The following is a 23,272-nucleotide window of genomic DNA, read 5'->3' on the forward strand; positions in this document are numbered from 1 at the left end:
GAGTAGTTATGGCAGGATTACCGGTTACTCACTACTTACTACCCATTACTGACTACCAGAGACACTATTCAAATTTATTCTTGCCCTGTTCTACCTTCAGACCTTCGGAGTTGCCGAAGGGGATGGGCAGGCGCACCTGGGTGGCAATGGGCCGCCCCTTGCGGGTGGCCGGTTTCCAGGCCGGCATCAGGCCCAGCACCCGCAGCGCCTCCGTATCGCACTCGGGGCTGAGGGGCTGCACTACTGAGGGGTTGGTGAGGTGGCCGTCGGCTTCTACCGTGAAGGTCATTACCACGTTGCCGCTGATTTGCTTGACGCTGGCCGCTTCCGGATACTTTAGGTTCTGTTGAAAAAACGTACCCAGGCCCTGCGCTCCGCCCGGAAACTGGGGGGGCGCATCGGGGCGGTTAGCGGCGGGTTTGGCTTGGGCCTGCATCCGGCCAGGCTGCAGCTCGATTGGTTGCTTGGGGGCCGGAGCCGTTTGCTGGGCCTGCGCCGCCGGAGCGGCCAAAGCTACGAGCATGAAGATGAAGAACGCATGTTTCATAGGGCTGGCAGGGTTGGGAGGAGTGGCGGGTTGAAATGAACGTCCGTCATGCTGAGCTTGCCGAAGCATCTCTACCGAGGATAATCTATGCTCATTGCAACGAAGCAGGGGAGATGCTTCGGCTGCGCTCAGCATGACGTTCAGATAAGCTACCTCTGACGCAAAGGTACGCCTCCCTAAACAACCCCTAGGCAACCGGGTTCAATTCGAGGTTACGGGCGCGCGAAATTGCCAGCAAACCCAGGAAGGTAATCAGCCCATTGAGCATCAGAATCTCGAAGCCGAACTCGTAGCCCCACCAGGCTTTGGAGTTGGCGTTGATAAACCACGTCAGCAGCGGAGCTACCACGCACACGGGCAGTACCAGCTTATCGTGCAGGCCCCGGCTGGTGAAGATGCCGAACGAGAACAGGCCCAGCAGCGGCCCATAGGTGTAGCCTGCCGCCTTAAACACAGAGGTGATTACGCTCTGGTCGTTGATGGCCCGGAAAATCAGGATGATGATGATGAGCACGATGCTGAAGCCGAAATGCGTGGCTTGGCGCAGCTGCTTCTGTTTGGCCTCGTCATACTGCTTGATGTCGAGCATGTCCACGCAGAAGGAGGTCGTCAGGGCCGTGAGGGCTGAGTCGGCGGAAGCGTAGGTAACAGCAATGATGCCCAGAATGAACACGATGCCGGCAAACAGGCTGAAGTGGTTGGTGGCCAGCAGAGGAAACACATTGTCGCCGATGACCTTGCCGGTGGCCGGGTTCATGGGCAGCGCAATCCCCTTGGCGGCGGCAAACTGGTAGAGCAGCACGCCCAGCGAGAGGAAGAATACGTTCACCACCACAATGGCTAGCGTAAACCAGAACATGTTTTTCTGGGCGTCGGGCAGGCTGCGGCAACTCAGGTTTTTCTGCATCATGTCCTGGTCAAGGCCGGTCATGACGATGGTGATGAACGCGCCCGAGGCAAACTGCTTCCAGAAGAACTTATCGTCCTTGGGGTCGGAGAAGTAAATCTGCGACATAGTGCTTTCCTTCACCGTTTTCACTAGTCCGGCAAAACCCAGGTTCAGCTCGTCGGCCATCAGGTAAATGCTCACCCCCACGCACACGAGCATGGCCAGGGTCTGGAAAGTATCGGTCCAGAGGATGGTTTTCAGGCCCCCCCGAAATGTATAGAGGTAAATCAGGAAGATGCTGACCGTAACGGTAACGGCAAACGGCACGCCCAGCCCATCAAACACGGCAAACTGCAGCACGCCCGCCACCAGAAACAGCCGGAAAGCGGCCCCCACCGCCCGGGAAATCAGGAAAAACAGTGCTCCAGTTTTGTAGCTCCAGAACCCGAACCGCTGCTCCAGGTAGGTATAAATGCTTACCAGCCGCATGCGGTAGTACAAGGGCATCAGCACGGTACCAATCACTAGGTAGCCCACAATATAGCCCAGCACCACGGCCATGTAGCTCCAGCTTTGCGAAGCCACCATGCCGGGAATGGAAATGAACGTGACGCCCGACAGCGAAGTGCCAATCATGGCAAAGGCCACCATATACCAGGGCGCGTTGCGGTTGGCAATGAAGAACGACTCACTGGTCACCTTACGGGAGGTGAGGTAGGCGATGATGATAAGGACGACGAAATAGCCCGCAATCAGGCTCAGAACGAGGGTGGGGGACATGGAGAAGCAGTTACCGGTTGCCGGTTACGAGTTGCCAGTTCGAGGGAAAAAAGCAACAAGCCGTCGGCCGCAGATGAAATAAGGTATCAAAGCTACCAACAAGCGGCTAACTACACGCTATGCAATTTGCCCGGCACCCGGCAACCCGGCTTACTCCCACTCCTGCCAGCGGAGCACTTCCCCTACGGCGGGCGCGTGCAGCTCGCCGCGCAGCATGCCACCCTGAGCTACGTGCCGGAGCTGCTGCAAAGGCTCGGAGGCCGGCTCGTCGCTCAGGTCGAAGGTGCCGTAGTGCATGGGCACGATGTGGCCGGCGCGCAGCTGGTTCACCGCTTTGGCCGCCTCATGCGGGTTTACGTGGCTCATCTGCATCATGTAGGCTGGTTTATAGGCCCCAATCGGCATCAGCACGATATCCAGGGGGCCGAACTGCCGCTCAATCTCCTCGAAGTGCCCCGCCTGGGACGTGTCGCCGGCGAAGTACAAGGTGCGGCCATCGGGCAGGCGCAGCAGAAAGGAGCCCCAGAGTACGGTGTTCAAATCGGCAAGGCCGCGGCGGTGCCAGTGCGAGGCGGGCAGGTAAAACAGCTCAAACGGCGCATCCGGCCCCAAGTCAAACTGCTGCCACCAGCCGGCTTCCTGCACCAGCAACCCCGGTGCCATGCCGCGCAGCAGTCCTGCCATGCCCAACGGCCCGAACGTGCGCAACTGCGGATTCTGACGGGCTAGCAGTTTAACTGATTTCTCATCCAAATGGTCACGGTGGCCGTGGCTGAGCAGCAGGTAATCGAGGTCGGTGAGCTGTTCCACCAAGCAGGGCAGCCCGTGGCGGCGGCGCAGTCCCAGAGAGGAAAACAGGACCGGGTCGAACACCAACGTCTTGCCGCTTACCCGCAGCACAAACGAGGCGTGGCCCAGCCACACCAGCCCGTCTTCAGAGCCCTGCAGAAAGGCCGTGCAGTCAACTACCGTTGGCACCCAGGTATCGGCTTTCTTCTCCTCTTTCTGTGGGTTGGTGCTGAGCTGCCACTTGATGACGGTGCTAAAACCGGGCTCGTACAGTTCCTCGCCGTTGCAGTATTCGCGCCCGATCATCTTGTTGCCGGGGTAGTTGGGCTTGATAACAGGCAGGCGCGGATTGGAAACGAATCGGGGAGCAGAGGCCATAAAAGCAAGGAATGCAGCAGAAAATCAGCCCAAAGAAACGGCAAAACAAACGGGCAATCCGAAGCTGGTTCAGATTGCCCGTACTCGTACTCGTTCAACCGGCAACGCTAGTACCCCAGCGGCGTGCCCGGCCCGAACAGGGGCGAATAGCCTCCTCCCGGATACGCCGTAGCCCCGTTGCTCACCCGTACCCCGCCCGATACGGAGAAGTTCTCGGTGATGTGGTAATCGGCCCGCAGGTTCACGCCCGTACCCAAGTTGCCCCCGAAGCCGGCGTACGGATTCACGGTGAAGCTGTTGGCGGGCGTCAGATCCTTCCAGGCCGAGCCAGTGAGGATGAGGCGTGGCGACACGGCATACTGCCCGCCGCCCTGCAGCAGGTAATGGTTCGTGGCAATTGGGAAAGCCCGACCCGCCTCGCCGAACGGCGCGTAGGCCCGTCCCGGCGTGGCGCGCAGGTAGGTAACGCCCCCGAATACGGACAGCCGCTTGGTGAGCGGGAGCGAAACCGTGGGGCTCAGGTAGGTAGCCGAGCCGTAGCGGCCGGCAAACGTGGCCCCGGCCTCCAGATGGTAGCGCGGCTGCAGTCCCAGGCGCGGCCGGGTGGGCTCGGTGGTCTGAGCCTGGGCGGCGAAAGTCAGCAACAGGCCAGTCAGAAGCAAAAAAGGTCGGATCATAAGCAGAGGGCGGCCCGGCAGCGGGTAAATACCGGTAGCTAAGGTACGAAACGGCAGCCGGCCCGAAGTGGTGCATGCCAAGAGAAAAAACGCAACTTTACTTCGTCCTATCCCTGCTATACTCATGAGCGAGTTCCAGTCCTATCAGCGTTTTCCGAACGTAGAAGTAGCCCAGCCGCTGCTGCAACTGCTACACCAGCACGCTATTCCTTACGAAACCATTCTGGACCAGCCGCGCATCGACCCGTCGTTTGCGTTCAATCCTACCAACTCCTACTTCGTGGTGCAGGTGCGGCCAACGGATATGGAGGCCGTCCGGGCGCTGGAACGGGCCATCGATGAGGAATTGACGGCCACCGCGCCGGCCGACCACTACCTGTTCCGCTTCACGGAGGAGGAGCTGCTGGACGTCCTGCTCAAGCCCGATGAGTGGAACAGCTTCGATGTAGCCCTGGCCCGCCGCATTCTGCACCAGCGCGGTCAGGAGGTCAGCCCGGCGCTGATAGAGCGGCTGCGGCTGCAGCGCCTCCATGATCTGGCCCAGCCCGAGCCGTCGCAAAAGGCCTGGGTGCTGTTTGGCTACGCGGTGGCGCTGCTGGGCGGCCTGGTGGCCATGTTTATCGGCTGGCACCTGTACCGGCATACCCGGCAGCTGCCCGACTGCCGCATCGTGCGGGCCTTCAGCCGCGCCGATCAGGCACACGGCCTGCGGATTCTGATGTTGGGGGTGGTCTGCTTTGTGGGGTCCGTGGCCTGGCGGCTGCTGGGAGGCGAATAGCGTGGAGGTAGTTTCGGCGGTTGGGGCGGGGGCTGCGTAAGTACAAGCCTCTACCTGACCTCCCGCGTATGCAAACTCCCGTTCTCAACCAGGCCCGTGGCACGCGCCTGCACGGCCAGAAAGTGCTGGTGCTGATACTGGCTGGCGGGGCTGGCTCCCGCATGGGTGCCCTTACCCGGCGGCGGGCCAAGCCGGTGCTGCCCTTCGCCGGTACGTATCGGCTCATCGATTTCGCCCTTTCCAACTGCGTCAACTCGGGCCTGACCGACGTGTGGGTGCTGGAATCCTACGAGCTGCACACGCTCAACGACCACCTCGGCGGCGGCCGGCCTTGGGACCTGGACCGCACTTACGGCGGGCTGCGGGTGCTGCCACCCGTCACGGGCCCCGAGGGCGGCGGCTTTGCGGGCGGCAACGCCGATGCGCTCTACCGCCAGCTGCCCCTGATCCGGGAATTTGCCCCCGATGTGCTGCTGGTGCTGTCGGCCGACCACCTCTATACCCTCGATTTTGGGGCGGTGCTGGCCGAGCACCTGCACCGCCGCGCCCACCTGACGATGGTCACCACGCCCGTACCGCCCCACGATACGGCCTCCCGCTTCGGCAACGTGCGCCTGACCCGGGCCGGCCGGGTGCAGCGCTTCGCCTACAAACCCACCCGGCCGCTGTCGGACACGATTACCACCGAGGTCTTTCTCTACGATATGGCCACGCTCGATAGCACGCTCACGGAGCTGGCCGCCCGGCATGTCAACCTCAAGGATTTCGGCGACTACCTGCTGCCTGCCCTAGTGCAGAACGGCCACGCCTACGCCTACCCCTTGCAAAGCTACTGGCGCGACGTGGGTATCCCGCAGGCGTACTGGCAGGCCCACATGGATGTGCTCGACGGCCATGGCGTGCCGCTGGACGCCCCCGACTGGCCCCTTTATACCTTGGCTTTACCGCGTCCGCCGGCCCGGCTGGATGCCGGTAGTGAGGTAGCGGACAGCCTGCTGGCTCCTGGCTGCCGGGTGGCGGGCACCGTGCGCCGCAGCGTGCTGGGGCCGGGCGTGACGGTGGCAGCCGGGGCCGTGTTGGAAGAATGCGTGCTGTTAGGCAATACCCATGTTGGCGCGAACGTACATCTGCGCCGCGTGGTAGTTGATGCTGGCTATGACCTGACGGACGGCCGCCGGTGGTGGGGCGAAAAGGTGAAAGTCCTGGGCGACCCTGCCGATGAGGAAACCGCGTGATCTAGCCGTTTGAAAGTCTATCAGGTTGTGTACAGGTCCGGCAATTGGCGTTGTTCCGACTTCGCGCAGTAGGCCCCAAACGACAACCGGTCCGGCCGCTGGAAGCTGCCGGACCGGTGCATAGTCTGTGATGAGTTTGCTACTTGGTCTTGCCGTTCAGCCACGCTTCTCGGAATTTCTTCTGAGCCCTCGTGACGGGGCGTTTGGCGTCCTCGTAGGTCACTACTTCCAGCGTATTGTCTTCCTGCAGCGTTACCGAAGCGGTGCGCACAAGGCCCCGGGTGCGGTATTCCACGGGCAGCACGTCGCCGGGTTTGTGGGCAGCCAGTAGTGCCTGCACCTCTTTGGAGCTGGTGGGTTTGCGGCCGTCCAGCTTCAGCAGTACATCTTCCCGGTCAAGGCCAGCCTCATAAAGGGGACTGCCCAGCAGCGTGGTGCCCAGCATAGCAGTACTGTCGGGGTTGAATTGCAGGCGGGCCGCCAAGGTGGCCTGCCCGGCGCGGGCCGGGCGCACCAGCATACCTGCCGGAGCCAGCAACTCAGTGTATTTCGGCAGCTCGTGGCCCGTAATATGTTGGCGGAAAAACTGCCCGGCGAAGGCCGTATCCTTCGTTACGGTGCCTAGCACCCGCTGCAGGTCGCGGAGAGTATAGGGTTTGGCGGGGGCGTAGTTCTGCTGCGTGCCGTGCTCCTGCCACAGGGTGCGCATGTAGGTATCGAGGTCGGTTTTGAAGCGGCTGCGCAGCTCCAGATCCAGGGCCAACGCATTGGCCGCCCCGATGTAATAGTAGCTCAGGTAGGTATTCGAACGGTTGTTGGGGTCGATGGCGGCGGCGGCATCCACGAAGGGCGCCTGCTGGCTCATGTACACCGGTGAGTACCGCTTAGGGCCTGGCATGTTCAGCATAGCGTCTACCATACCGCTGAGGGCTTCCTTGGCGTATTCCGCATCGGTGTGTACGCCGGCCCGCCGCAACAGTAGCTCGCCGTAGTACTGCGTGAAGCCTTCGGCAAACCACAGGTTGCTGCTCATGTTAGCCCGCTGAAAATCGAACGGTTCCAGGTCCTGGGGCCGCAGGCGCTCCACGTTCCAGCCATGGAAAAATTCGTGCGCTACCGTGCCTAGGTTATTAATGGCTCCGGGGCCGCGCAAGGGGCGGCTGCTGGTGAGGCTGGTGGAATTGCGGTGTTCCATGCCGTCGCCGCTGGTCTGGGGCAGGTAGTTGGCTATGAAGGTATAGCGGCCGAAATCGTACGGCGGCAACCCCCCGAAGATGGCGGCGGCTTCCTTGACCACTTTTTTCGTGTTAGCCACGTAGGCGTCCAGCTCGGCGGGCGTACCATCGTGCAACACCTGCATTTCAATGGTGCGGCCGGCTTCCTGCCAGCTGCGCACCTGTTGCGGCCCCAGTGATGTGGGCGAGTCCATCAGGTACTGCAGGTGAGGTGCGGTCCAGGTGCCGCCGGCTTCGAGCTTGAGCTGGGAGGCCACCGTCCAGCCCTCGGGTAGCTGAAACTTCACGGCGGCGGGCCGCTGCTCCAAGCCCTGCGCGTACGCCAGCGTGGCGGGCATGTTCAGGTGGGCGTGGCGGGCATCAATGCCGACATATGTGCCGTCGGTCCGGTCGCCGAACAGGGTGTAGGTGAATACTACCGTGCCGTCGTGACCGGTCACATTCCAGCCGTAGGGGTCCGGCTTCACCACCGATAAGGCTTGGCCTTTGGAGTCGGTGGCCTGCACGTCGTACACGTTTTTGGCAAACTCATGGAGGGCGTAGCGGCCCGGTGAGGAGCGGGCCATACGTACCTGCAGCGGGCCGGCCGGCAGCTCCCGGAACGTAACCGTCACGCGGGCTTCGTGGTGAACAGCATTCGGGAAGGCCAGATCATAATGCACGGGAGCCTGGGCCTGCACGGGACGGCTCAGGGCCAGCGGCAGGCTTACCAACAGCAGGGCGGCGGTTTTCCGCATAATTCAGTCAGGAAACAGGTAGAAGATGGATACAGACGCGAACCTACGGCTTTCCGTTGCGAGTTCATCAATTGCGGGTTACCGGCAGAACATCATTCTTCGCAGGCTCGGAATGACGTTCTGCCGGTAACCCGCAACTCACAACTAGTAATTCACACCTCACGCCAGACGCTGGATTCTACCATCCTCCCAAAAAACTGCCCGGCAGCTTCCGGCTGCAGGCCCACGCGGTACAATTCGGCCTCGATAGGTGGCCGTTGGCGGGCACTGATACCGGTGGTCAGGCCAAAAAAATGGTACATCAGCCCCAGCAGCATGCTTTGCCACCAAGCCTGGGGCAACCCAAAATCGGCCAGCAGCCATACGCCGCCCGTTGCCAACACCGCCCGAAGCCGCGCCACCAAAGCCCGCAGGCGCACCGGCTCAAACAGATCCAAAAAAAAGAATGTCAGCACTGCGTCAAACTGTTCCTGCGGCTGTAGGGCCGCTTCCGTGCCCTGCCGGAACTCTACCTGCGCCATGTGCTGGGGCATGTGCTGGTGCAGCCATGCGCGGCTGCGGTGCAGCATCCGGGGCGCAGCTTCCAGATATACAAGGCGAGCTGTGGGCCGTCGTCGCAGTACCTCACCCAGCACCCACCCCGTGCCGCCCCCGATGATGAGCATTCGGGAAATACCCGCCGGTAACCCGGCCTCCAGAGCCTCCTGCTGGGCCCGGCGCAGGGAGGTGCCGTACACCAGTCGGGCCAGTGGATCATAAAAAGCGGCTACGAAATCAAAACCGGAATCGGGGAGGGTGGGCATAGCGGAAATGGATTGGCGGCAAGATGCACTGCGGCAACCAAACACCAAGGAACCCATTCCTACGTATCAAGGCACCATGAATGACCAACTGCGGCGGTTGCTGGCCGGTTTTACCTTGTTCCTGACCGAGTTTGCCATTACCTTGGCACTTGGCACCCTGGGGGTAGTGCTGTTTCTGGCGCTGGGCCGGGAAGTATTCGACCAGGATGCCGCCACCTTCGATGCGGAAGCTTTCCGCTGGACGCGTCGGCTGCTGGGACCGGACCGGCAGCAATGGGTAGAGGGCATTACCTTTCTGGCTTCGCGCAACTTTATAACCGGTGCGGCCGGGTTGCTGGTCAACTGGTTTCTGCTCCTGCGGCGGCACCGGTGGTACTCGCTGCTGGTGCCGGTGGTGGCCTTGGGCAGCATCACGCTGAACCTAGTGCTAAAGCAGTTTTACAACCGCCCCCGGCCGCTGCTGCCGCTGGTATCGGCCTCAGGCCTGAGCTTTCCCAGCGGCCACGCCATGATTTCGGCCTCGTTCTACGGCCTGCTCATTTACCTGGTCTGGACGCACGTCCGCCGGCCGGGCTGGCGCTATGCGCTGGTGGCACTGTTAGTCGGTGTTATCCTGCTCATTGGCCTGACGCGAGTATACCTGCGGGTGCATTACGCTACCGATGTGCTGGCTGGCTTCACGGCCGGAGCCGCGTGGCTGGTAGTAGCCATACCACTGCTGAAACGGCTGGAAATTGAAATAAAAAAACGATTCAGAAACACGCTGCAAACGACTGAAAAACAGCCTATATAGCGCAGAATCGAAATATTTTAAAGAAAATAATCTGACTTTTTTTAGCGTAAAGCTTGACACGCGTCGGAAAATGCCCCTATCTTTGCAGCATCAAATGACACTCACTCGGAGGTCAGAAGATAAAAGTGCTGCGCTTGTGGCGAAATTGGTAGACGCGCTGTCTTCAGGCGGCAGTTCCGCAAGGTGTGGGAGTTCGAGTCTCCCCGAGCGCACAAAAGCCGACCCAGAAATGGGTCGGCTTTTTTGTGTGCTACATTTTCGCTGCCTGCGCAGATTTTTTGTGAGCAGGCCGGAGGTGAACAGAGTTAACCGCCATTATCTGCGTAATCACACGTAATCAGCGAAAATCCGTGCTGTATGAAGAACCTGACGGCCCGGCTATTGGCCTTGTTTAGCCTGCTCACGCTGGAGGCGCTGGTAGTAGGCGGGGTATTTGTGGGAGCGGCACTGGGGTTCTTCTACCTCACGCGGGTCGTCTTCGTGGCCCATTCCGTGCAATTTGATACCTGGGCTTTCCGCCAACTGGATGCGGTGCGCACCGCCGCTCCCGGCCTGACGGGGCCGGTACGGAGCCTCACGTTTTTTGCCTCGCTGCCGTGGCTGGTAGCGGCCGGTATCGGTATTCCGGTACTCATGCGGTGGCGGGGACACCGACGCGAGGCACTGGAAGTTTTTCTGGCGGTAGTCGGGGCCGCGCTGCTGAACCAACTGCTCAAAACCCATTTTCACCGCGTCCGGCCTTCATCGGCTCTATACTTCCAGCCGGGCCTGAGCTTTCCCAGCGGCCATGCCATGATTGGGTTGGCCCTGTACGGTTGCCTAGCCTGGATTCTGTGGCGACACCGGAGACACCCGGCGTGGGCCGTGCTGCTGCTGGCGTTTGCTATGGGCATTGGTCTTACGCGGGTGTACCTACACGTGCATTACGCTACCGACGTAGCGGCCGGCTTTGCCGGCGGCCTGTTGTGGCTGATTCTGCTACGGATTGCTCTGCGCTTCTTCTGGCGGGAGGAACAGCAGGTGATGCAGTGAAGGGAGGAGCCAGCAAGTAAAGAAGAACGTCATTCTGAGCTTGCCGAGGAATTTCGCGCGCTGAAGTTGCAATCGTATTCAGACGTCAGCACGAGAGATTCCTCGGCAAGCTCGGAATGACGCTTTTTTAGCTGTTCGCTACCCCGTTACAGATTTATAAACTCACAATTTTACCTTCACGCGCAGGGCCAGTAAGCCTTTTACGCCCTGCAATTCTTCCAGCTCCAGCTCCTCGATTTCGGGTTCCAGCAGCCCCCGATCCTGGAGATAGTCGATATACTCCAGGTACTCGTCGGCTTCGCGCTGCTGGCTGTACACCAGGGCAATCAGGCCGGGCTGGGTGAGCCGCTCCCCGGTGCCCTGCACGGTGGCCTTATCAATGCGCTTCTTGATGATTTCGTAGCGAATATTGTAGGCTCCGTCTACGTCGAACTGGCGCTCATCCTGGCGAAACCGGATGCTCAGAGGCTGACTATGGATGAGGATGAGCTGGGTGGTTTCGAGCGGCACGGGCAGCGTGGGCCGCAGGGCAGCAGTACGGCGCGTGATTTCCACCATGACCAGCAGCTGCCACAGCCGCAGGTTTTTCAGGAATACTAGGTCAAAGGGCTTGTCCTCCACCAAAGCCGCGCCCACGTAAATGTTGTGCTCCACGCCATCGGTTTTGAAGCGCTGGAAGTAGTGTGGAAACATAGCCTGGGCCTTGGCGTCTTCCTCGTCAAGGTAGCTGCTCACGGCATCGTTGAGCAGAGTGGTGGTTTCCTCGAAAGCCTTGCGGCGCTTGTAGAGGATACCTAGCTCAGGGTCGATATTGGACCAATACTGCCGGATAACGGGCTGCAGTTCGGGCGTGTTCTGGCCCAGGTACTCAAACAAGGGTTCCATCTCGGTACGGATGGACTCGAAAATGCTCACCTCGTCGCCGGTGAGGATACCCTGGCGCAGGCGGCGCAGGTTCTTGTTTACGTAGAATTTCAGCTCATCTAGAATGGGTAGCTGCTGAAACTCGGAGGCTTTTTTCAGGACCTTGCCGGCCAGGGTGAGGTGCTCAATCAGGTCGCCCTGAATGGCCTCGTTGCGGGCCACACTGCTGCCCCGGATGTCACTGGAGCCGTGCAGCGGGTACACATCATGAAACACGATATCCTCCATTTCGGCCTGACGGTTGCCGTCTTCCAGCTTCTGGAGCAGGTTCTGGGCCGCGTCCGTGAAGCGCCACTCCATGGTGGGGTGAATGGCCGTGAACTTCTCCTTGATGATGGCCTGCACCCGCGTCTGAATGTCCTCGGCGTTGCGTTTCACCGCCACTGCAAACAAAGGCACAAACTGGTTCACATTTTCCAGGCTGAACTCGTTCAGGTCGCCTACGTTGGGGGAGCCCAGCTCCAGCAGGCCCACCGTATCGTCGCCGTAGGGCAGCAGGGCCAGAATGGCCGAGCGGATGCCCAGGCTCAGAATCTGCTGGCGCAGGTCCTCGGGGATGTCGGCTTTTTCGACGTCCTCAATCACCAGCGGCTGGCGGTGCTGCCAGAGCTGGCTGTAAATCTGGCGGAAGCCGGAGCTGGCATCGGGGTTGTGCAGCTGCTTGGTAAGGAAGCTGTGGTTGATTTTGCGGCCGAAATCCACGAAGGCCCGCTTCTTTTCATCGTAAGCGGCAATACCGAGCTGCAGAAACGGCTTGCCGAACAGCACCCGCAGCTTCTCCTGAATCTGCTCCAGCCGGTCAGACGCCTGCAGCACGTCCCGCTCCAGCAAGTCGTACTTCAGCTCCGAAAGAATTTCCTGTTCCGTAACATCTACCAGGTGCAGAATATTGAAGCCTACCAGCTCAAAATGCTCGGGGGGCAGTAGTTCCAGCCACAGCTCACTCCGCTGAGGGTTGCGGCTCAGAAAATCGAGCTGTTCAGCCGTCAGTTCCGGTTTTTCGCCGTGGAGCTGCACTTCCAGGAACGTGGAGTTGAACTCGACGCTGTAATGCCGGTACAGGCCGATGCTGTAGTCGGGAACGGTAAAAATGATGCTGCCCTGCAGGGGCAGCTGCACCCCGTACACCTTCTCTAGAATCAGTTGATAGGCCATGCGGGTGGTGTACACCTCCAGCTGGCGCATATCAATATTGAGCGGCTGCTTAATAGTGTTGGCTGCGTTCAGCAGCACCTGGGCGAAGCGCGGCGTATGATAAAAGCTATGCCGCTGAAACGGCGGAATGGCCCCGGCAATGTCGGTATTGAAGGACGCCGGGGGAAACACGGCCAACATCAGCGTCTCCACCAGGTCGCAGTTGCACTCCAGCATGGTCAGGTCGGAGATGGTGCCCCGGGCCCATTCAGCGGCGGCTACTTCCTGGCCTACTGAACGGGACAACAAGGCAATACCCGCATTCTGCGAATCCTCGCCCGCCCGCCAATAAGCAATAAGCGGCTCCAGGCTCAGCGTGGTCCGGAAAGGAAACGTGGGGGAAACGGCCGGCGTAGGTTCTTTCAGCATAACAAGCAAAGGCGCTTTCCGCGCGGCCATAAGCGGCCAGGGCGGCGGAATGGTTCTTATACGGCGTAACTGCCCGCCCGGACGTTAGCCAACCGTTACCTAGGGCTTAGTGACCTCAATGAACCGCAGCTGGTTTTCTCCGGTGGGGTCCGTCTGGTTCAGCGGGGTCGGATTACCGTTCACGTACACCAGTTTGTTGCTGTTCTGGAAGCAGGTACAGCACCCATCGGCCTCATAATCGGTCCGTAGCTCTACCCGGTTGATCAGGTAACGGAAAGTAGGCGTAGCATTCAGGCTAGGGGCTAGGTACAGCTCGTAGGTGTACTGGTCGAGGTTGCGGTTGCCGGCCCGGGTGAAGGGCGTGGCGTTGTTGATGATGATGGGCTGGGTAATGGCCTGGCTGCGTGAGCGGGTGAGAGTGACCGTCTCAGTCCGGGGGCGCTGGGCAGTATCTAGGGGTGTGCGCACTAGGTACACCGTCGCAATTTCGGCCGAGAGAAACCCTTTTCGGGGACCGGTGCCCAGGGTATCGGTGCTGAAACGCAGGCCCACGGCATCAGCAAACTCATCGTCACATTCGCAGGCTGTGGAGCCGCAGCAGGCCGCCACTAGGATAGCCGTAGTCAGCAGGAGAAACCAGGTAAGGAAGGAGCGCAACATAGGCGTAAAGATAGAGCGGTTTCAGGAGCAATAACTCAACTGACAGGCACCGGTGCGCCTGGGTACAAAAAAGCCAGCCCGCTACGGGCTGGCTGGCTGACTAACGACCTAAGAAGGCAGGATATTGGAACGGCAGAGGCCGGCGTTTATTCTTTCACGAACCGCTTGGTTTCGGCCCCGGTGCGGGTAGTTATTTTAAAGAAGTAGGTGCCCACGGGCAGGTCGGCGACGTCCACGGGCAAGCTGTGCGGGCCTTTTTCCTGCTTGCTTTCCGAATGCACGGTGCGCAGGGTGTTGCCCCGGCCGTCCAGCAGTTCTACTGTCACCGCGCCGGCTTTCTGTACCTCGTAGTCGAGCTGCGTGGCAGTAGCGGTAGGGTTGGGATACACCCGGGTACCCGTAGGAGCCGGCAGGGTGGGTGTCTGCGCTGCTGGGTCGAGGAGCAGAAAGGCCGCTGGCTGAAAGAAGCGGGATAAGGCGTCGCGGCGGTGGTGCTTGCTTCGGTGGGCGGCCTGCTCTGGGCTGGCGTGGCGGGTAGTAATGGCCTGCAAATCGGCGGCCCATTGTTCCTTCTGCGGCTTCAGCTCCTGCGCAAGACGAGCTATTTCAGTGTCGTACTTCTGGGCCAGCTGACTCACACTGAGCAGCAGGGAGCGGGTTTCGGTGTGCAACTCCCGAAGCTGTTGTTGCTGCGCTTCGGTAAAGGCAGGCCGAGCGGTTGCCGTAGTGGTGGAACGGGCAGCCTGCCGTAAGTCTTTTCCGCGCTGGCGCAGGTCGTGGAGCTGGGCGCGGTACACAGCCAGCTGGGCTTTATCGGAAGTGGAGAGCCGGGGCTCCAGCTTCTGACGCTGCTGCCGCACAGTAGGCAGCACGTTCTGCTGCACGTACGCCCGGATTTCGCGGCGGGCGGGCTGATCGGGGCCGGGCTGACCGGAAGGCTGGGCGTAGCTGGCTGGCGTAGTGAGGGCCAGTAGGAAGCCCAGGGCGAGGGCGGGTAACCAGGTTGCTTTCATAAGAGGAAGAAGTGGGGGCGGAAATACCGGGTTTACTGGCATAGAGGTGAATGTCGCGCACTGGTTTAACTGCCGAACGAAAAAACCGACGAATCCGCCCAATTCATCCGCGAATCCGCCATCTTGCGGCCACTATGCCCGTTGCTTTTTTTCGTGTTTTCGCGCTGTTGTGGCTGTTGCCCGCTGCCGTATTTGCCCAGAACAATGTGCCCGCCGCGCCGCGCCCGGCGGCTCCTACTCTAACCTGGCTGGAGCAGCTGGTGCGCGAATCGAAGGTGTTGCGGCTGCATAACGTGGGTGTGTGCCTGACTGAGGTGGCCACCGGTCAGCAGCTGTTCGGGCTGAACGAAGACCGGTACTTCACGCCTGCCAGCACCATGAAGCTGTTCAGCCTGTACGCCGGCCTCAAGCTGCTGCCTGATTCGCTGCCCAGCCTGCACTACGTACTGCGGCCCGATACGCTCCTGTTCTGGGGCACCGGCGACCCTACGCTGCTCCACGGCGACGTACCTTCGCGGCGAGCTTTCACGTTTCTGCAGAGCCGGCCCGAGCAGTTGATGTACGCCGAGGTGCCCACGGTAGCCGCCTTCGGCCCCGGCTGGAGCTGGGACGACTACAATTACTATTTCCAGCCGGAGCGCGGCCCGTTCCCGATTTACGGCCACACGGTGCGCTTCTACGCCAAAGCTGGCCAACTCATGCCGCGCGTGCTGCCCCGGTTTTTTCGGCCCCTCACCGAACTGGCCCCGGCCGGCACGCCCAACCCGGCCGAGGACCATGTGCACCGGCCAGTGCTGGAAAACAGGTTTACAGTGCTGCCTTCCACCGGCAGCTGGGTTGATGAAACGCCGTTCCGGACCAGCCCGGCCCTGCTGCTCCAGCTGCTGCAGGACACGCTGCGTCGGCCGGTGCTGCTGGCCCCGCTGCGGCTGCGGCCCCAGGACTCGGTGCGCACGTTGCGCGGCCTGCCCGTCGATTCGCTCTACCGCCGTATGATTCGGGTGAGCGATAATTTTCTGGCTGAGCAGCTGCTGCTCCTGTGCGCTTCTTCGCTCAGTGCTGATTCGCTGAGTACGGCGCGGGCCATAAGGGCCGTGCAGCGCAACTATCTGCGCACCCTGCCCGATGCCCCGGTGTGGGTGGATGGCTCCGGCCTTTCGCGCCTGAACCTAGTGACGCCCCGGACCCTGGTGGCCCTGCTGCTGAAGCTGCACCAGGAAGTGCCCGAGCCGCGTCTGCTGGGTCTGCTGGCCGCTGGCGGCGGTCAGGGCACGCTACGCCGCGTGTACCGGCCGGTAGCGGGGCAGCCCTGGCTCTGGGGCAAAACCGGCACCCTCACCAACAACCATAACCTGGTGGGCTACCTGCGTACCAAATCGGGACGCCTGCTGGCATTCAGCTTCCTGAATAACAATCATGTGGCCACTACCGGCGAAGTACGCCGGGAAATGGAACGAATCCTGACGCTGGTGCGGGAAAGACTCTAGCGGCGCGCAAAGGGCTGTCAGCTGCCAAATTCGGTAACTCGGGGCCGCGCTAGGCTACCATTTAGATACCAATATATAGCTTTCAGCTACGAAAAAGCGGGGAATAGCGAAATCCGGCGGTGGAGGTTTCAGGACGGGATAGTTTTGCCAAAAAGAAACGGAGTTGCTGTCATTCTCCCGTTTCGCGCTTTGTCATTCTCCCTCTCTTGCCGCCTATGAAACCGTCGCTCTACTCTTCGCTGCCGCTTGCTTTATTACTGGGTGGAGGCTTACTGCTGCCCCTGGCTGCCCGGGCCCAGGCACCGGTAGTTGCCAATTTCACGCCCACCAGCGGTACTTCGGGCCAGACGCAAGTGCCGGTCAGTGCCGCCACGGTTGTTACCATCACGGGTACGTTTCTGACGGGGGTGCAGTCGGTACTGCTCAATGGCCAGCAGATGCCCATTGTGGCGGGTTCCAACTCAGCTACGCAGGTGCAGGTAACGGTACCGCGCGGGGCGCTTTCAGGGCGGCTGCGGGTAACCACGGCGGCTGGCACCACACTGGGCCTCGGCTCACTCACCATTACGCGGCCCGCCGGTACCGGTAATTTCCGGCTGGTGAGCAGCTCTTTCAACGGTATTGATGTGGGCACCTACTCTACGGCCGCTTCCACCGACCTCGACCACGACGGCTTGGTGGACCTGCTGGTGGGAGAAGCCACGGGTACTATTTCGCGCTACGAGCAGTCGGCCCTGAACTCCACCACCTTCACCAGTACGGGGCAGGTGCGTCTGTCGGATGGCACCATCATCAACAACAATAACGCCGGCAACACCCGCCAGTTTGCCAAGCCCGTGGTGGCTGATCTGGACGGCGACGGGTTGCTGGATCTGCTGGTGGGGGCTCAGGATGGCTTCATCACCCGCTACGAGCAGTCGGCCGTGGATGCCGGCACGTTCGTGAAAATCGGCGACCTGCCCATGGATGCTTCTGACGTGGTAAAGCCTTCGATTGTGGATCTGGATAACGACGGCCTGCTGGACCTGATTGTAGGATCAACCGACGGCCTGCTGCGCCGCTACGAGCAAACCACGGCCAACGGGGCCTTCGGCACCACGGCTACGTTCCTGACGGCAGGTGGCGTGAACATCGATGCCGGTAACTACTCCAAGCCGGTATTCACCGACCTCGACGGCGACGGCCTCATCGATATGATTGTGGGCAACCAGGACGGTACCCTGTACCGGGCCGAGCAGACCGGCGCGGGCCTGACCACCTTCACGGCCCTGGCCTTGATTACGGATGCGGCCGGCACGGCCGTGGACGTGGGCGACTTCTCAGCTCCTTCGCTGACGGACGTGGACGGCGACGGTTACCTGGACCTACTGGTAGGCAACGCGGCCGGTACAGTGTATCAGCTGGAGCAGATTGTATCAGTGGCCCGGCCGCTGCCTGTGACGCTCACGGCCTTCACTGGCCAGGCCACGGCCGCCGGCAACCAGCTGCGCTGGACTACCGCTCAGGAAATCAACAGCGCCCGGTTTGTAATCGAGCGTTCCGCTGATGGCCGCACCTACCAATCTGTGGCCACGGTGGCTGCCGCCGGTACCAGCAGCAGTGCCCACACTTACCAGCACATGGATGCGGCCAGCAGCAGCCTGCCAACGGCCTACTACCGCCTGCGGGCCGAAGACCAGGACGGTACGTTTACCTACTCCTCGGTAGTGGTAATCCGCCGCGCCGCCGCTACCGCCGTGCTGACCACCTTCCCGAACCCCTTTGAAAGCGAGTTGCTGGTAGCTTTGCCTGCCGGCTCCGAAACCCAGCCCGTCACGGTTACCCTCAGCACCCTGGCCGGCCAGCAGGTGTACCGCAGCCAGCAGGCCTTGTCATCGGTGGCCCAGCCGCTGCCCGGCCTGCCCGCCCTGAAAACCGGGGTGTACGTGCTGCGCCTCACCACCACCACCGGCAGCACCGCCCAGCGCGTAGTGCACCGCTAGGTAGTAATCATCACAACGTAACCGGCCGCCCTGAAACTACTTCGGGGCGGCCGGTTGGCGTTTCGGGTAGGGAGACAATTCGCCCGGAATGGTCCGGAGCTGTTGTTGGATATGTAGCTTTGGCGGCCCTCGGGGTATTGCTAACGTGTTTTTCTGATGTCAGATAAATTCCTCCCATCGATAGGTTCTGCCGCACTCGTTTTCTTGGCAGCCTGTCAATCGGCTCCTGAAACGGCCACCAAGGGGACTCCAACGGTGGGTGTGACGGAGGTTTCTGCCCCTGTGCTGGCTACCCCGACTGCGGTGCCCGACTCGGTGGTGCTGCGCCGGTTTGTGCCGGCCGGCTACCGCATCCTCGACACGGCCACCGGCGACCTGAACCGGGATGCCTACCCCGACAAGCTGCTGGCTCTGGACAGCGTACCAACTGACCCCGAAGCCTTCGGGAGCGAGGCGCTGCGGCCGTTGCTAGTGCTGCTGGGCAACGCGCAGGGCGATTACCGCCTAGCCGCCCGCAACGACCACGCCGTGCTGTGCGGCGGCTGCGGCGGCGTAATGGGCGACCCATACCAGGGCCTGACCATCAAAAACGGCTACTTCTCACTAGAGCACTACGGCGGCAGCGGCTGGCGCTGGACACGCATCATCACCTTCCGCCACGACCCCGCTACCCGCCGCTGGTGGCTGCACCGTGTGGGGGGCGAAACCTTCCACTCCGCTTCCCCTGACAGCGCACAGTCCTACATGCACACCGCGCGCGACTTCGGCCGCGTGTCTTTCGAGCAGTTCACCGGCGACGAGGGAGCCGGAGAGTAAGTCAGCAACTCTGGTATAGCCAGCGGTATGTACGACCAGTCCAATAGAGCAAGCCACCGCCACTTTCATCACTTTTGAACTCAATAGCTGGATAATGCAGCTTTATTGGTCTGGTGCCGCTTATATCACCGTTTCTGTCGGTCGTAACTTCGAAAGTGGTGCGTTTAGTGTAAAGCTTCCATTGGCTGGCCCAATCAAAACTGGCCCCCGGAAGTTCAGCACCTATTTTACCTGACATACCCAGAATAAATGGTTTACTCTGGCCTTGGTGAAAAATAACAAGCCCTCGGCTGGAAGAGGCACGTCGGGCCACTGGAATAGCTACATCCAGTTTCCCGTCGCCGTTGAAATCAGCCTGCAAAATGCTTGGCTGCAGATAGGTGCTGCATACATACGTTCGCTCAAGGTCCGCCTGCTGCCAAGCCGTTTGTACCCACGCGGGCAGCTGTGTGGGAGCGGTAATGGCAACAGGCGAGAGCAGTAGCAAAAACATAACAGGCAGTGCCGCTGGCGGGAATGATTTAATACAGCACTCGGAACTTGATGGTGTGCTCCACTTCCCGTAAGGCTTGGATGACTTCCGGCTCGTACTGCTTGTCGATGTCGGTGATGACGTAGCCGATGTGCTCGTTGGTTTTCAGGTACTGGCCCAGGATGTTGACGTGGTGCGCGGCCAGTACGTTGTTGATGCTCGCCAGCACGCCGGGCACGTTGTGGTGAATGTGGATCAGGCGGTGGGCCTGCTGCTCGGGCAGCTGAATGTTAGGGAAATTGACGCTCTGCTGGGTGTTGCCGGTGTTCACGTACTGCATAATCCGCTCGGGCACAAACTCGGCAATGTTGCGCTGGGCCTCGGCCGTGCTGCCCCCGATGTGGGGCGTGAGCAGTACGTTGGGCAGGCCGCGCAGCTCGCTCTCGAAGCTCTCCTGGTTGGTTTTGGGCTCATACGGAAACACATCCACGGCGGCCCCGCCCAGGTGGCCCGAGCGGAGCACGGCGGCCAGCGCCGACACGTCTACCACGTGGCCGCGGGCGTTGTTGAGAAACAGCGCGCCGGGCTTCATGCGGGCAAACTCGTCGGCCCCGAACAAATTGGTGTTTTCCTGGCGGCCATCTACGTGCAGCGTCACGATGTCGGCCTGCTGGAGCAGCTCGTCGAGGGTGCGGCACTTCACAGCGTTGCCTAGCTGCAGCTTCTCGGCTACATCGTAGTAGAGTACCTGCAGGCCGATGGCCTCGGCCACTACCGACAGCTGGCTTCCGATGTTGCCGTAGCCCACAATGCCCAGCTTCTTACCCCGCACCTCAAAGGCGCCGTTGGCCGACTTATCCCACTCGCCGCGGTGCATTTTAGGGTTTTTCTCGGGGATGCGGCGGGCCAGCATGATGATTTCGCCCAACGCCAGCTCTACCACCGAGCGGGTGTTGCTGAACGGGGCGTTGAACACCGGCACGCCCTTCTGCATGCAGCCCACCAGATCAATCTGGTTGGTGCCGATGCAGAACGCGCCCACGGCCATCAGGCGGTTGGCGGCTTCCAGCACCTTGGCCGTCACCTGGGTTTTGCTGCGGATGCCCAGGATGCTCACGCCCTCAATACGGGCGGCTAGCTCGTCCTCATCGAGGCCGCCGGGCACGGTGTCTACTTGGTAGCCTTCCTGGCGGAACAGCTCAGCGGCGCGCGGGTCGGGGTTTTCGAGGAGCAGGACTTTGATGCGGTTCTTGGGGTACGAGAGGGTCATCGGGAGCTTGTTCTGGTAGAGAAATTCGTCGAAACTGGGCAGCACTTCATCGGCGCGGGCCACCACGGCGTCGCGGGTCACGTTTTCGGTGAAGGCGTAGAAACGGTCAGCCAAGCCGGCCTCGCGGATCTGGTAGTCGGTGTAGCCGTCGCCCAGGGCGTACACGGGGCCTTGGAGGTCGAGCTGGCGCAGCTGCAGGATTTTGCCGCCGTCCTGGCTGAGCGGGTTGGTCGTGTCGAAGCCCGTAATATGGTCCTCGGCGTCGAAGGTGAAGGTATTAGCCAGCACGAATTCGGGGGTGATGCCGAACTCGGCTACCACCGGCTCAATGAACTCACGGAAGCCGCTGCTCACGATGTACACCCGGCCCGGAAACTGCTCGAAGAAGCCCCGGTTGCGCCGGATACTCTCCGATACCTTGCCCTTGAGCCGTTCCACCAGCAGCGCAATATGCTCGCGCCGGGCCGGCAGCAGCGCCAGCCGCTCCCGCAGCGACTCGGAAAACTTCAGCTCCCCACTCATGCCCCGGTCGGTGAGGGCGCGGATGGCAGCCACTACTGCCTCCTGGTTGGGCTGGCCGGTGAGGGCAATATCAGCCAGCTCGTCCAGGCCTTCCACTTGGGTAAACGTGCTGTCGAAATCAATGATGAGGTAGGGGAGTGGTGCGGGGGTATCGGGCATGATGGGGGCAAGGTAGGGGGCGGCGGGCAATGCGCCAACCACCGGAACCGGGCCGTTCTACGATTTCAAACCCACTGTGGCCCGATTTACACCTCATAAAACTCCAGCGGCAGCCCGTCGGGGTCCTCGATGAAGGTGAAGCGGCGGCCCGTAAACTCGTCCGTGCGGATGGGCTCCGAAGTTACGCCGTGAGTGGTGAGGTGGTGCACGGTGGCCTCGATATCCGACACGGCAAAGGCCAGGTGGCGCAGGCCGGTGGCCTCGGGGCGGGTGGGACGGGGTGGCGGCTCGGGGAAGGAGAACAGCTCGATGACGTATTGCTCACCCAGCGCCAGATCCAGCTTCCACGACTGACGGGCTTCGCGGTACACTTCGTGCAGGATGCGTAACCCCAGCACCTCGGTGTAAAAGCGTTTGGAGCGGGCGTAGTCGGAGCTGATGATGGCAATATGGTGGACGTAGAGCAACGGGAGCATAAGGCGCGGAAAGTTCAGTGGGCAATATTGACGGAAAATCTTTCCTTCGTTTGGTAATCAACCAGCGCGGGCAGTATGAAAGCACTCCTCCTCATTGCGGGTATTCTGGCGGCAACCCAGCCGCTGGCGGCGCAGCCAACCCGGCCGTTTCACACCCTCGACGGCCGTACGCTCCGCCCTGCCGACGTGGACCGCACCGTGCAGCAGCTGATGGATTCGGCGCGGGTAACGGGGCTGGCGGTGGCGTTGCTGGAAAACAATCAGGTGCGCTACCTGCATACGTTTGGCTTCCGCAACGTGGCCGAAAAAACGCCGCTACAGCCCACCACGGCCATGTACGGGGCCTCGCTAAGCAAGGCGGTATTTGCCTGCCTGGTGATGCAGCTGGTCCAGGAAAAACAGCTCGACCTCGACAAGCCGCTGCACGAATACCTGGGCCAGCCGATTCCGGCGCTGGCAGGGTGGCAGGACTTGGCCGGTGACGAGCGGTGGCGCAAACTCACGGCCCGTATGGCCCTTACGCACACCACGGGTCTGCCCAACTGGCGCTGGATTGAGCCCGACAAAAAGCTGCGGTTCAAATTCGAGCCCGGGGCCCGCTATGGCTACTCAGGCGAAGGCCTGCAGTTGCTACAGCTGGTGGTGGAAACTGCTACCGGCAAAAACCTGCTGCAGCTCAGTGAGGAGCGACTGTGGCGGCCCTTGCAGCTCACGCGCACCAGCTACGTGTGGCAGTTCGCCTTCGAAGCCAACTACGCGCTGGGTTACGACGAGTAGGGCCAGCCGCTGGAAAAGCGCCGACGCACCAAAGCCCAGGCCGCCGGCTCGCTCGAAACCACTCTCGCCGACTACGCCGCGTTTCTGGCCGCTCTTATGCAGGGCCGGGTGCTGCCACCCGCCGCGCTGGCCGAAATGACCCGCCCCCAGGTCCGGATTCCGTACAGAAGCCAGTTTGGCCCGCTGGCTACCGTGGCCGCCCCGGACAGCAACCGAACCATTCAGCTGGCCTACGGGCTGGGCTGGGGTACCTTTCAGTCGCCATATGGCCCTGCCTATTTTAAAGAAGGGCACGATGACGGGTGGGAAAACCACAGCGTAGTATTTCCGCAGCAGAAAAAGGCATTGCTCCTGCTCAGTAACAGTGCCAATGCCGACAAAATATTTCGGCCGTTGCTGGTCCGTCTGCTTGGCGACACAGCCACGCCGTGGCAGTGGGAAAACTACGTGCCGTACAACTACGCAGAGAAATAAGCCG

19 protein-coding genes, 1 tRNA gene and 1 pseudogene are annotated in these 23,272 nt (G+C 61.2%); 9 read left to right on the top strand and 12 right to left on the bottom strand.

The annotated features are described in order from the left end of the window. Positions 1–64: 64 nt before the first annotated feature. The 4 genes from HSW_RS06205 to HSW_RS06220 all read right to left on the bottom strand — a co-directional run bounded on the left by HSW_RS06205 (position 65) and on the right by HSW_RS06220 (position 4,060). Positions 65–547 (bottom strand): energy transducer TonB, encoded by a 483-nt coding sequence (locus HSW_RS06205; RefSeq protein ID WP_052346170.1) that lies wholly within the window; start codon positions 545–547, stop codon positions 65–67. A 187-nt stretch (positions 548–734) separates the two neighbouring features. Continuing rightward, on the bottom strand, positions 735–2,216 hold the full coding sequence (locus HSW_RS06210) for a sodium:solute symporter (RefSeq protein ID WP_044001254.1): 1,482 nt from the start codon (positions 2,214–2,216) through the stop codon (positions 735–737). A gap of 150 nt (positions 2,217–2,366) precedes the next feature. Then, complete coding sequence (locus tag HSW_RS06215; protein ID WP_044001255.1) at positions 2,367–3,383, bottom strand: MBL fold metallo-hydrolase; 1,017 nt, start codon at positions 3,381–3,383, stop codon at positions 2,367–2,369. Positions 3,384–3,490: 107 nt separating this feature from the next. After that, the gene (locus HSW_RS06220) at positions 3,491–4,060 is read right to left on the bottom strand and encodes a hypothetical protein (protein ID WP_155832849.1); all 570 of its coding nucleotides are present in this window, start codon (positions 4,058–4,060) and stop codon (positions 3,491–3,493) included. Positions 4,061–4,184: 124 nt separating this feature from the next. On the opposite strand from HSW_RS06220, the gene HSW_RS06225 reads away from it, so the two are divergent. Continuing rightward, complete coding sequence (locus tag HSW_RS06225; RefSeq protein ID WP_044001256.1) at positions 4,185–4,838, top strand: hypothetical protein; 654 nt, start codon at positions 4,185–4,187, stop codon at positions 4,836–4,838. Positions 4,839–4,906: 68 nt separating this feature from the next. Further along, positions 4,907–6,073: a glucose-1-phosphate adenylyltransferase family protein gene (locus tag HSW_RS06230; RefSeq protein WP_052346172.1), complete on the top strand. Its 1,167-nt coding sequence runs from the start codon at positions 4,907–4,909 to the stop codon at positions 6,071–6,073. A gap of 139 nt (positions 6,074–6,212) precedes the next feature. On the opposite strand, the gene HSW_RS06235 is transcribed toward HSW_RS06230, so the two are convergent. Together HSW_RS06235 and HSW_RS06240 are read right to left on the bottom strand one after the other, a co-directional pair. After that, the gene (locus HSW_RS06235; RefSeq protein WP_044001257.1) at positions 6,213–8,045 is read right to left on the bottom strand and encodes a M61 family metallopeptidase; all 1,833 of its coding nucleotides are present in this window, start codon (positions 8,043–8,045) and stop codon (positions 6,213–6,215) included. Positions 8,046–8,197: 152 nt separating this feature from the next. After that, positions 8,198–8,848, bottom strand: coding sequence for a class I SAM-dependent methyltransferase (locus tag HSW_RS06240; protein ID WP_044001258.1), 651 nt, complete (start codon positions 8,846–8,848; stop codon positions 8,198–8,200). A gap of 76 nt (positions 8,849–8,924) precedes the next feature. Here HSW_RS06240 and HSW_RS22565 point away from each other — a divergent pair, with 76 nt between their 5' ends. The 3 genes from HSW_RS22565 to HSW_RS22570 all read left to right on the top strand — a co-directional run bounded on the left by HSW_RS22565 (position 8,925) and on the right by HSW_RS22570 (position 10,673). Next, the gene (locus HSW_RS22565; protein ID WP_052346786.1) at positions 8,925–9,641 is read left to right on the top strand and encodes a phosphatase PAP2 family protein; all 717 of its coding nucleotides are present in this window, start codon (positions 8,925–8,927) and stop codon (positions 9,639–9,641) included. 130 nt (positions 9,642–9,771) lie between these two features. Continuing rightward, a tRNA-Leu gene (locus HSW_RS06250) sits at positions 9,772–9,853 on the top strand. A gap of 145 nt (positions 9,854–9,998) precedes the next feature. After that, complete coding sequence (locus HSW_RS22570; RefSeq protein WP_052346173.1) at positions 9,999–10,673, top strand: phosphatase PAP2 family protein; 675 nt, start codon at positions 9,999–10,001, stop codon at positions 10,671–10,673. 162 nt (positions 10,674–10,835) lie between these two features. Here the strand turns inward: HSW_RS22570 and HSW_RS06260 are convergent, their stop codons facing one another. The 3 genes from HSW_RS06260 to HSW_RS06270 form a co-directional block, all read right to left on the bottom strand. Beyond that, complete coding sequence (locus HSW_RS06260) at positions 10,836–13,160, bottom strand: GAF domain-containing protein (protein WP_052346174.1); 2,325 nt, start codon at positions 13,158–13,160, stop codon at positions 10,836–10,838. A gap of 99 nt (positions 13,161–13,259) precedes the next feature. Next, entirely contained in the window at positions 13,260–13,820 is a 561-nt protein-coding gene (locus HSW_RS06265; RefSeq protein WP_044001259.1) for a hypothetical protein, read from the bottom strand. A gap of 146 nt (positions 13,821–13,966) precedes the next feature. After that, a complete protein-coding gene (locus tag HSW_RS06270; protein WP_044001260.1) occupies positions 13,967–14,833 on the bottom strand; it encodes a T9SS type A sorting domain-containing protein in 867 nt (288 codons plus the stop codon). A 134-nt stretch (positions 14,834–14,967) separates the two neighbouring features. On the opposite strand from HSW_RS06270, the gene HSW_RS06275 reads away from it, so the two are divergent. From HSW_RS06275 to HSW_RS06285, 3 genes are all read left to right on the top strand, one after another. Continuing rightward, positions 14,968–16,320, top strand: coding sequence for a D-alanyl-D-alanine carboxypeptidase (locus HSW_RS06275; RefSeq protein WP_197031952.1), 1,353 nt, complete (start codon positions 14,968–14,970; stop codon positions 16,318–16,320). Between the two features lie 215 nt (positions 16,321–16,535). Continuing rightward, complete coding sequence (locus tag HSW_RS22575) at positions 16,536–18,302, top strand: T9SS type A sorting domain-containing protein (RefSeq protein ID WP_052346176.1); 1,767 nt, start codon at positions 16,536–16,538, stop codon at positions 18,300–18,302. 204 nt (positions 18,303–18,506) lie between these two features. Then, on the top strand, positions 18,507–19,118 hold the full coding sequence (locus tag HSW_RS06285; RefSeq protein ID WP_155832850.1) for a hypothetical protein: 612 nt from the start codon (positions 18,507–18,509) through the stop codon (positions 19,116–19,118). Position 19,119: 1 nt separating this feature from the next. On the opposite strand, the gene HSW_RS06290 is transcribed toward HSW_RS06285, so the two are convergent. The 3 genes from HSW_RS06290 to gloA2 form a co-directional block, all read right to left on the bottom strand. After that, positions 19,120–19,611, bottom strand: a complete 492-nt coding sequence (locus HSW_RS06290; RefSeq protein WP_044001261.1) for an FG-GAP repeat protein — start codon at positions 19,609–19,611, stop codon at positions 19,120–19,122. A 28-nt stretch (positions 19,612–19,639) separates the two neighbouring features. Beyond that, positions 19,640–21,541: a phosphoglycerate dehydrogenase gene (serA, locus tag HSW_RS06295; RefSeq protein ID WP_044001262.1), complete on the bottom strand. Its 1,902-nt coding sequence runs from the start codon at positions 21,539–21,541 to the stop codon at positions 19,640–19,642. An 86-nt stretch (positions 21,542–21,627) separates the two neighbouring features. Next, a complete protein-coding gene (gene gloA2 / locus HSW_RS06300; protein WP_044001263.1) occupies positions 21,628–22,017 on the bottom strand; it encodes an SMU1112c/YaeR family gloxylase I-like metalloprotein in 390 nt (129 codons plus the stop codon). A 75-nt stretch (positions 22,018–22,092) separates the two neighbouring features. On the opposite strand from gloA2, the pseudogene HSW_RS24720 reads away from it, so the two are divergent. After that, a pseudogene (locus HSW_RS24720) lies at positions 22,093–23,268 on the top strand (serine hydrolase domain-containing protein). The last annotated feature ends 4 nt before the right edge of the window (positions 23,269–23,272 follow it).

Origin of the sequence: Hymenobacter swuensis DY53, from assembly GCF_000576555.1 — a bacterium.
GTDB classification, from domain to species: domain Bacteria; phylum Bacteroidota; class Bacteroidia; order Cytophagales; family Hymenobacteraceae; genus Hymenobacter; species Hymenobacter swuensis.

What these genes read in the sequence shown, in the direction of transcription:
- HSW_RS06205 (WP_052346170.1), bottom strand. Translation starts at nt 547, where the DNA reads ATGAAACATGCGTTCTTCATCTTCATGCTCGTAGCTTTGGCCGCTCCG.
- HSW_RS06210 (WP_044001254.1), bottom strand. Translation starts at nt 2,216, where the DNA reads ATGTCCCCCACCCTCGTTCTGAGCCTGATTGCGGGCTATTTCGTCGTC.
- HSW_RS06215 (WP_044001255.1), bottom strand. Translation starts at nt 3,383, where the DNA reads ATGGCCTCTGCTCCCCGATTCGTTTCCAATCCGCGCCTGCCTGTTATC.
- HSW_RS06220 (WP_155832849.1), bottom strand. Translation starts at nt 4,060, where the DNA reads ATGATCCGACCTTTTTTGCTTCTGACTGGCCTGTTGCTGACTTTCGCC.
- HSW_RS06225 (WP_044001256.1), top strand. Translation starts at nt 4,185, where the DNA reads ATGAGCGAGTTCCAGTCCTATCAGCGTTTTCCGAACGTAGAAGTAGCC.
- HSW_RS06230 (WP_052346172.1), top strand. Translation starts at nt 4,907, where the DNA reads ATGCAAACTCCCGTTCTCAACCAGGCCCGTGGCACGCGCCTGCACGGC.
- HSW_RS06235 (WP_044001257.1), bottom strand. Translation starts at nt 8,045, where the DNA reads ATGCGGAAAACCGCCGCCCTGCTGTTGGTAAGCCTGCCGCTGGCCCTG.
- HSW_RS06240 (WP_044001258.1), bottom strand. Translation starts at nt 8,848, where the DNA reads ATGCCCACCCTCCCCGATTCCGGTTTTGATTTCGTAGCCGCTTTTTAT.
- HSW_RS22565 (WP_052346786.1), top strand. Translation starts at nt 8,925, where the DNA reads ATGAATGACCAACTGCGGCGGTTGCTGGCCGGTTTTACCTTGTTCCTG.
- HSW_RS22570 (WP_052346173.1), top strand. Translation starts at nt 9,999, where the DNA reads ATGAAGAACCTGACGGCCCGGCTATTGGCCTTGTTTAGCCTGCTCACG.
- HSW_RS06260 (WP_052346174.1), bottom strand. Translation starts at nt 13,160, where the DNA reads ATGCTGAAAGAACCTACGCCGGCCGTTTCCCCCACGTTTCCTTTCCGG.
- HSW_RS06265 (WP_044001259.1), bottom strand. Translation starts at nt 13,820, where the DNA reads ATGTTGCGCTCCTTCCTTACCTGGTTTCTCCTGCTGACTACGGCTATC.
- HSW_RS06270 (WP_044001260.1), bottom strand. Translation starts at nt 14,833, where the DNA reads ATGAAAGCAACCTGGTTACCCGCCCTCGCCCTGGGCTTCCTACTGGCC.
- HSW_RS06275 (WP_197031952.1), top strand. Translation starts at nt 14,968, where the DNA reads ATGCCCGTTGCTTTTTTTCGTGTTTTCGCGCTGTTGTGGCTGTTGCCC.
- HSW_RS22575 (WP_052346176.1), top strand. Translation starts at nt 16,536, where the DNA reads ATGAAACCGTCGCTCTACTCTTCGCTGCCGCTTGCTTTATTACTGGGT.
- HSW_RS06290 (WP_044001261.1), bottom strand. Translation starts at nt 19,611, where the DNA reads ATGTTTTTGCTACTGCTCTCGCCTGTTGCCATTACCGCTCCCACACAG.
- serA (WP_044001262.1), bottom strand. Translation starts at nt 21,541, where the DNA reads ATGCCCGATACCCCCGCACCACTCCCCTACCTCATCATTGATTTCGAC.
- gloA2 (WP_044001263.1), bottom strand. Translation starts at nt 22,017, where the DNA reads ATGCTCCCGTTGCTCTACGTCCACCATATTGCCATCATCAGCTCCGAC.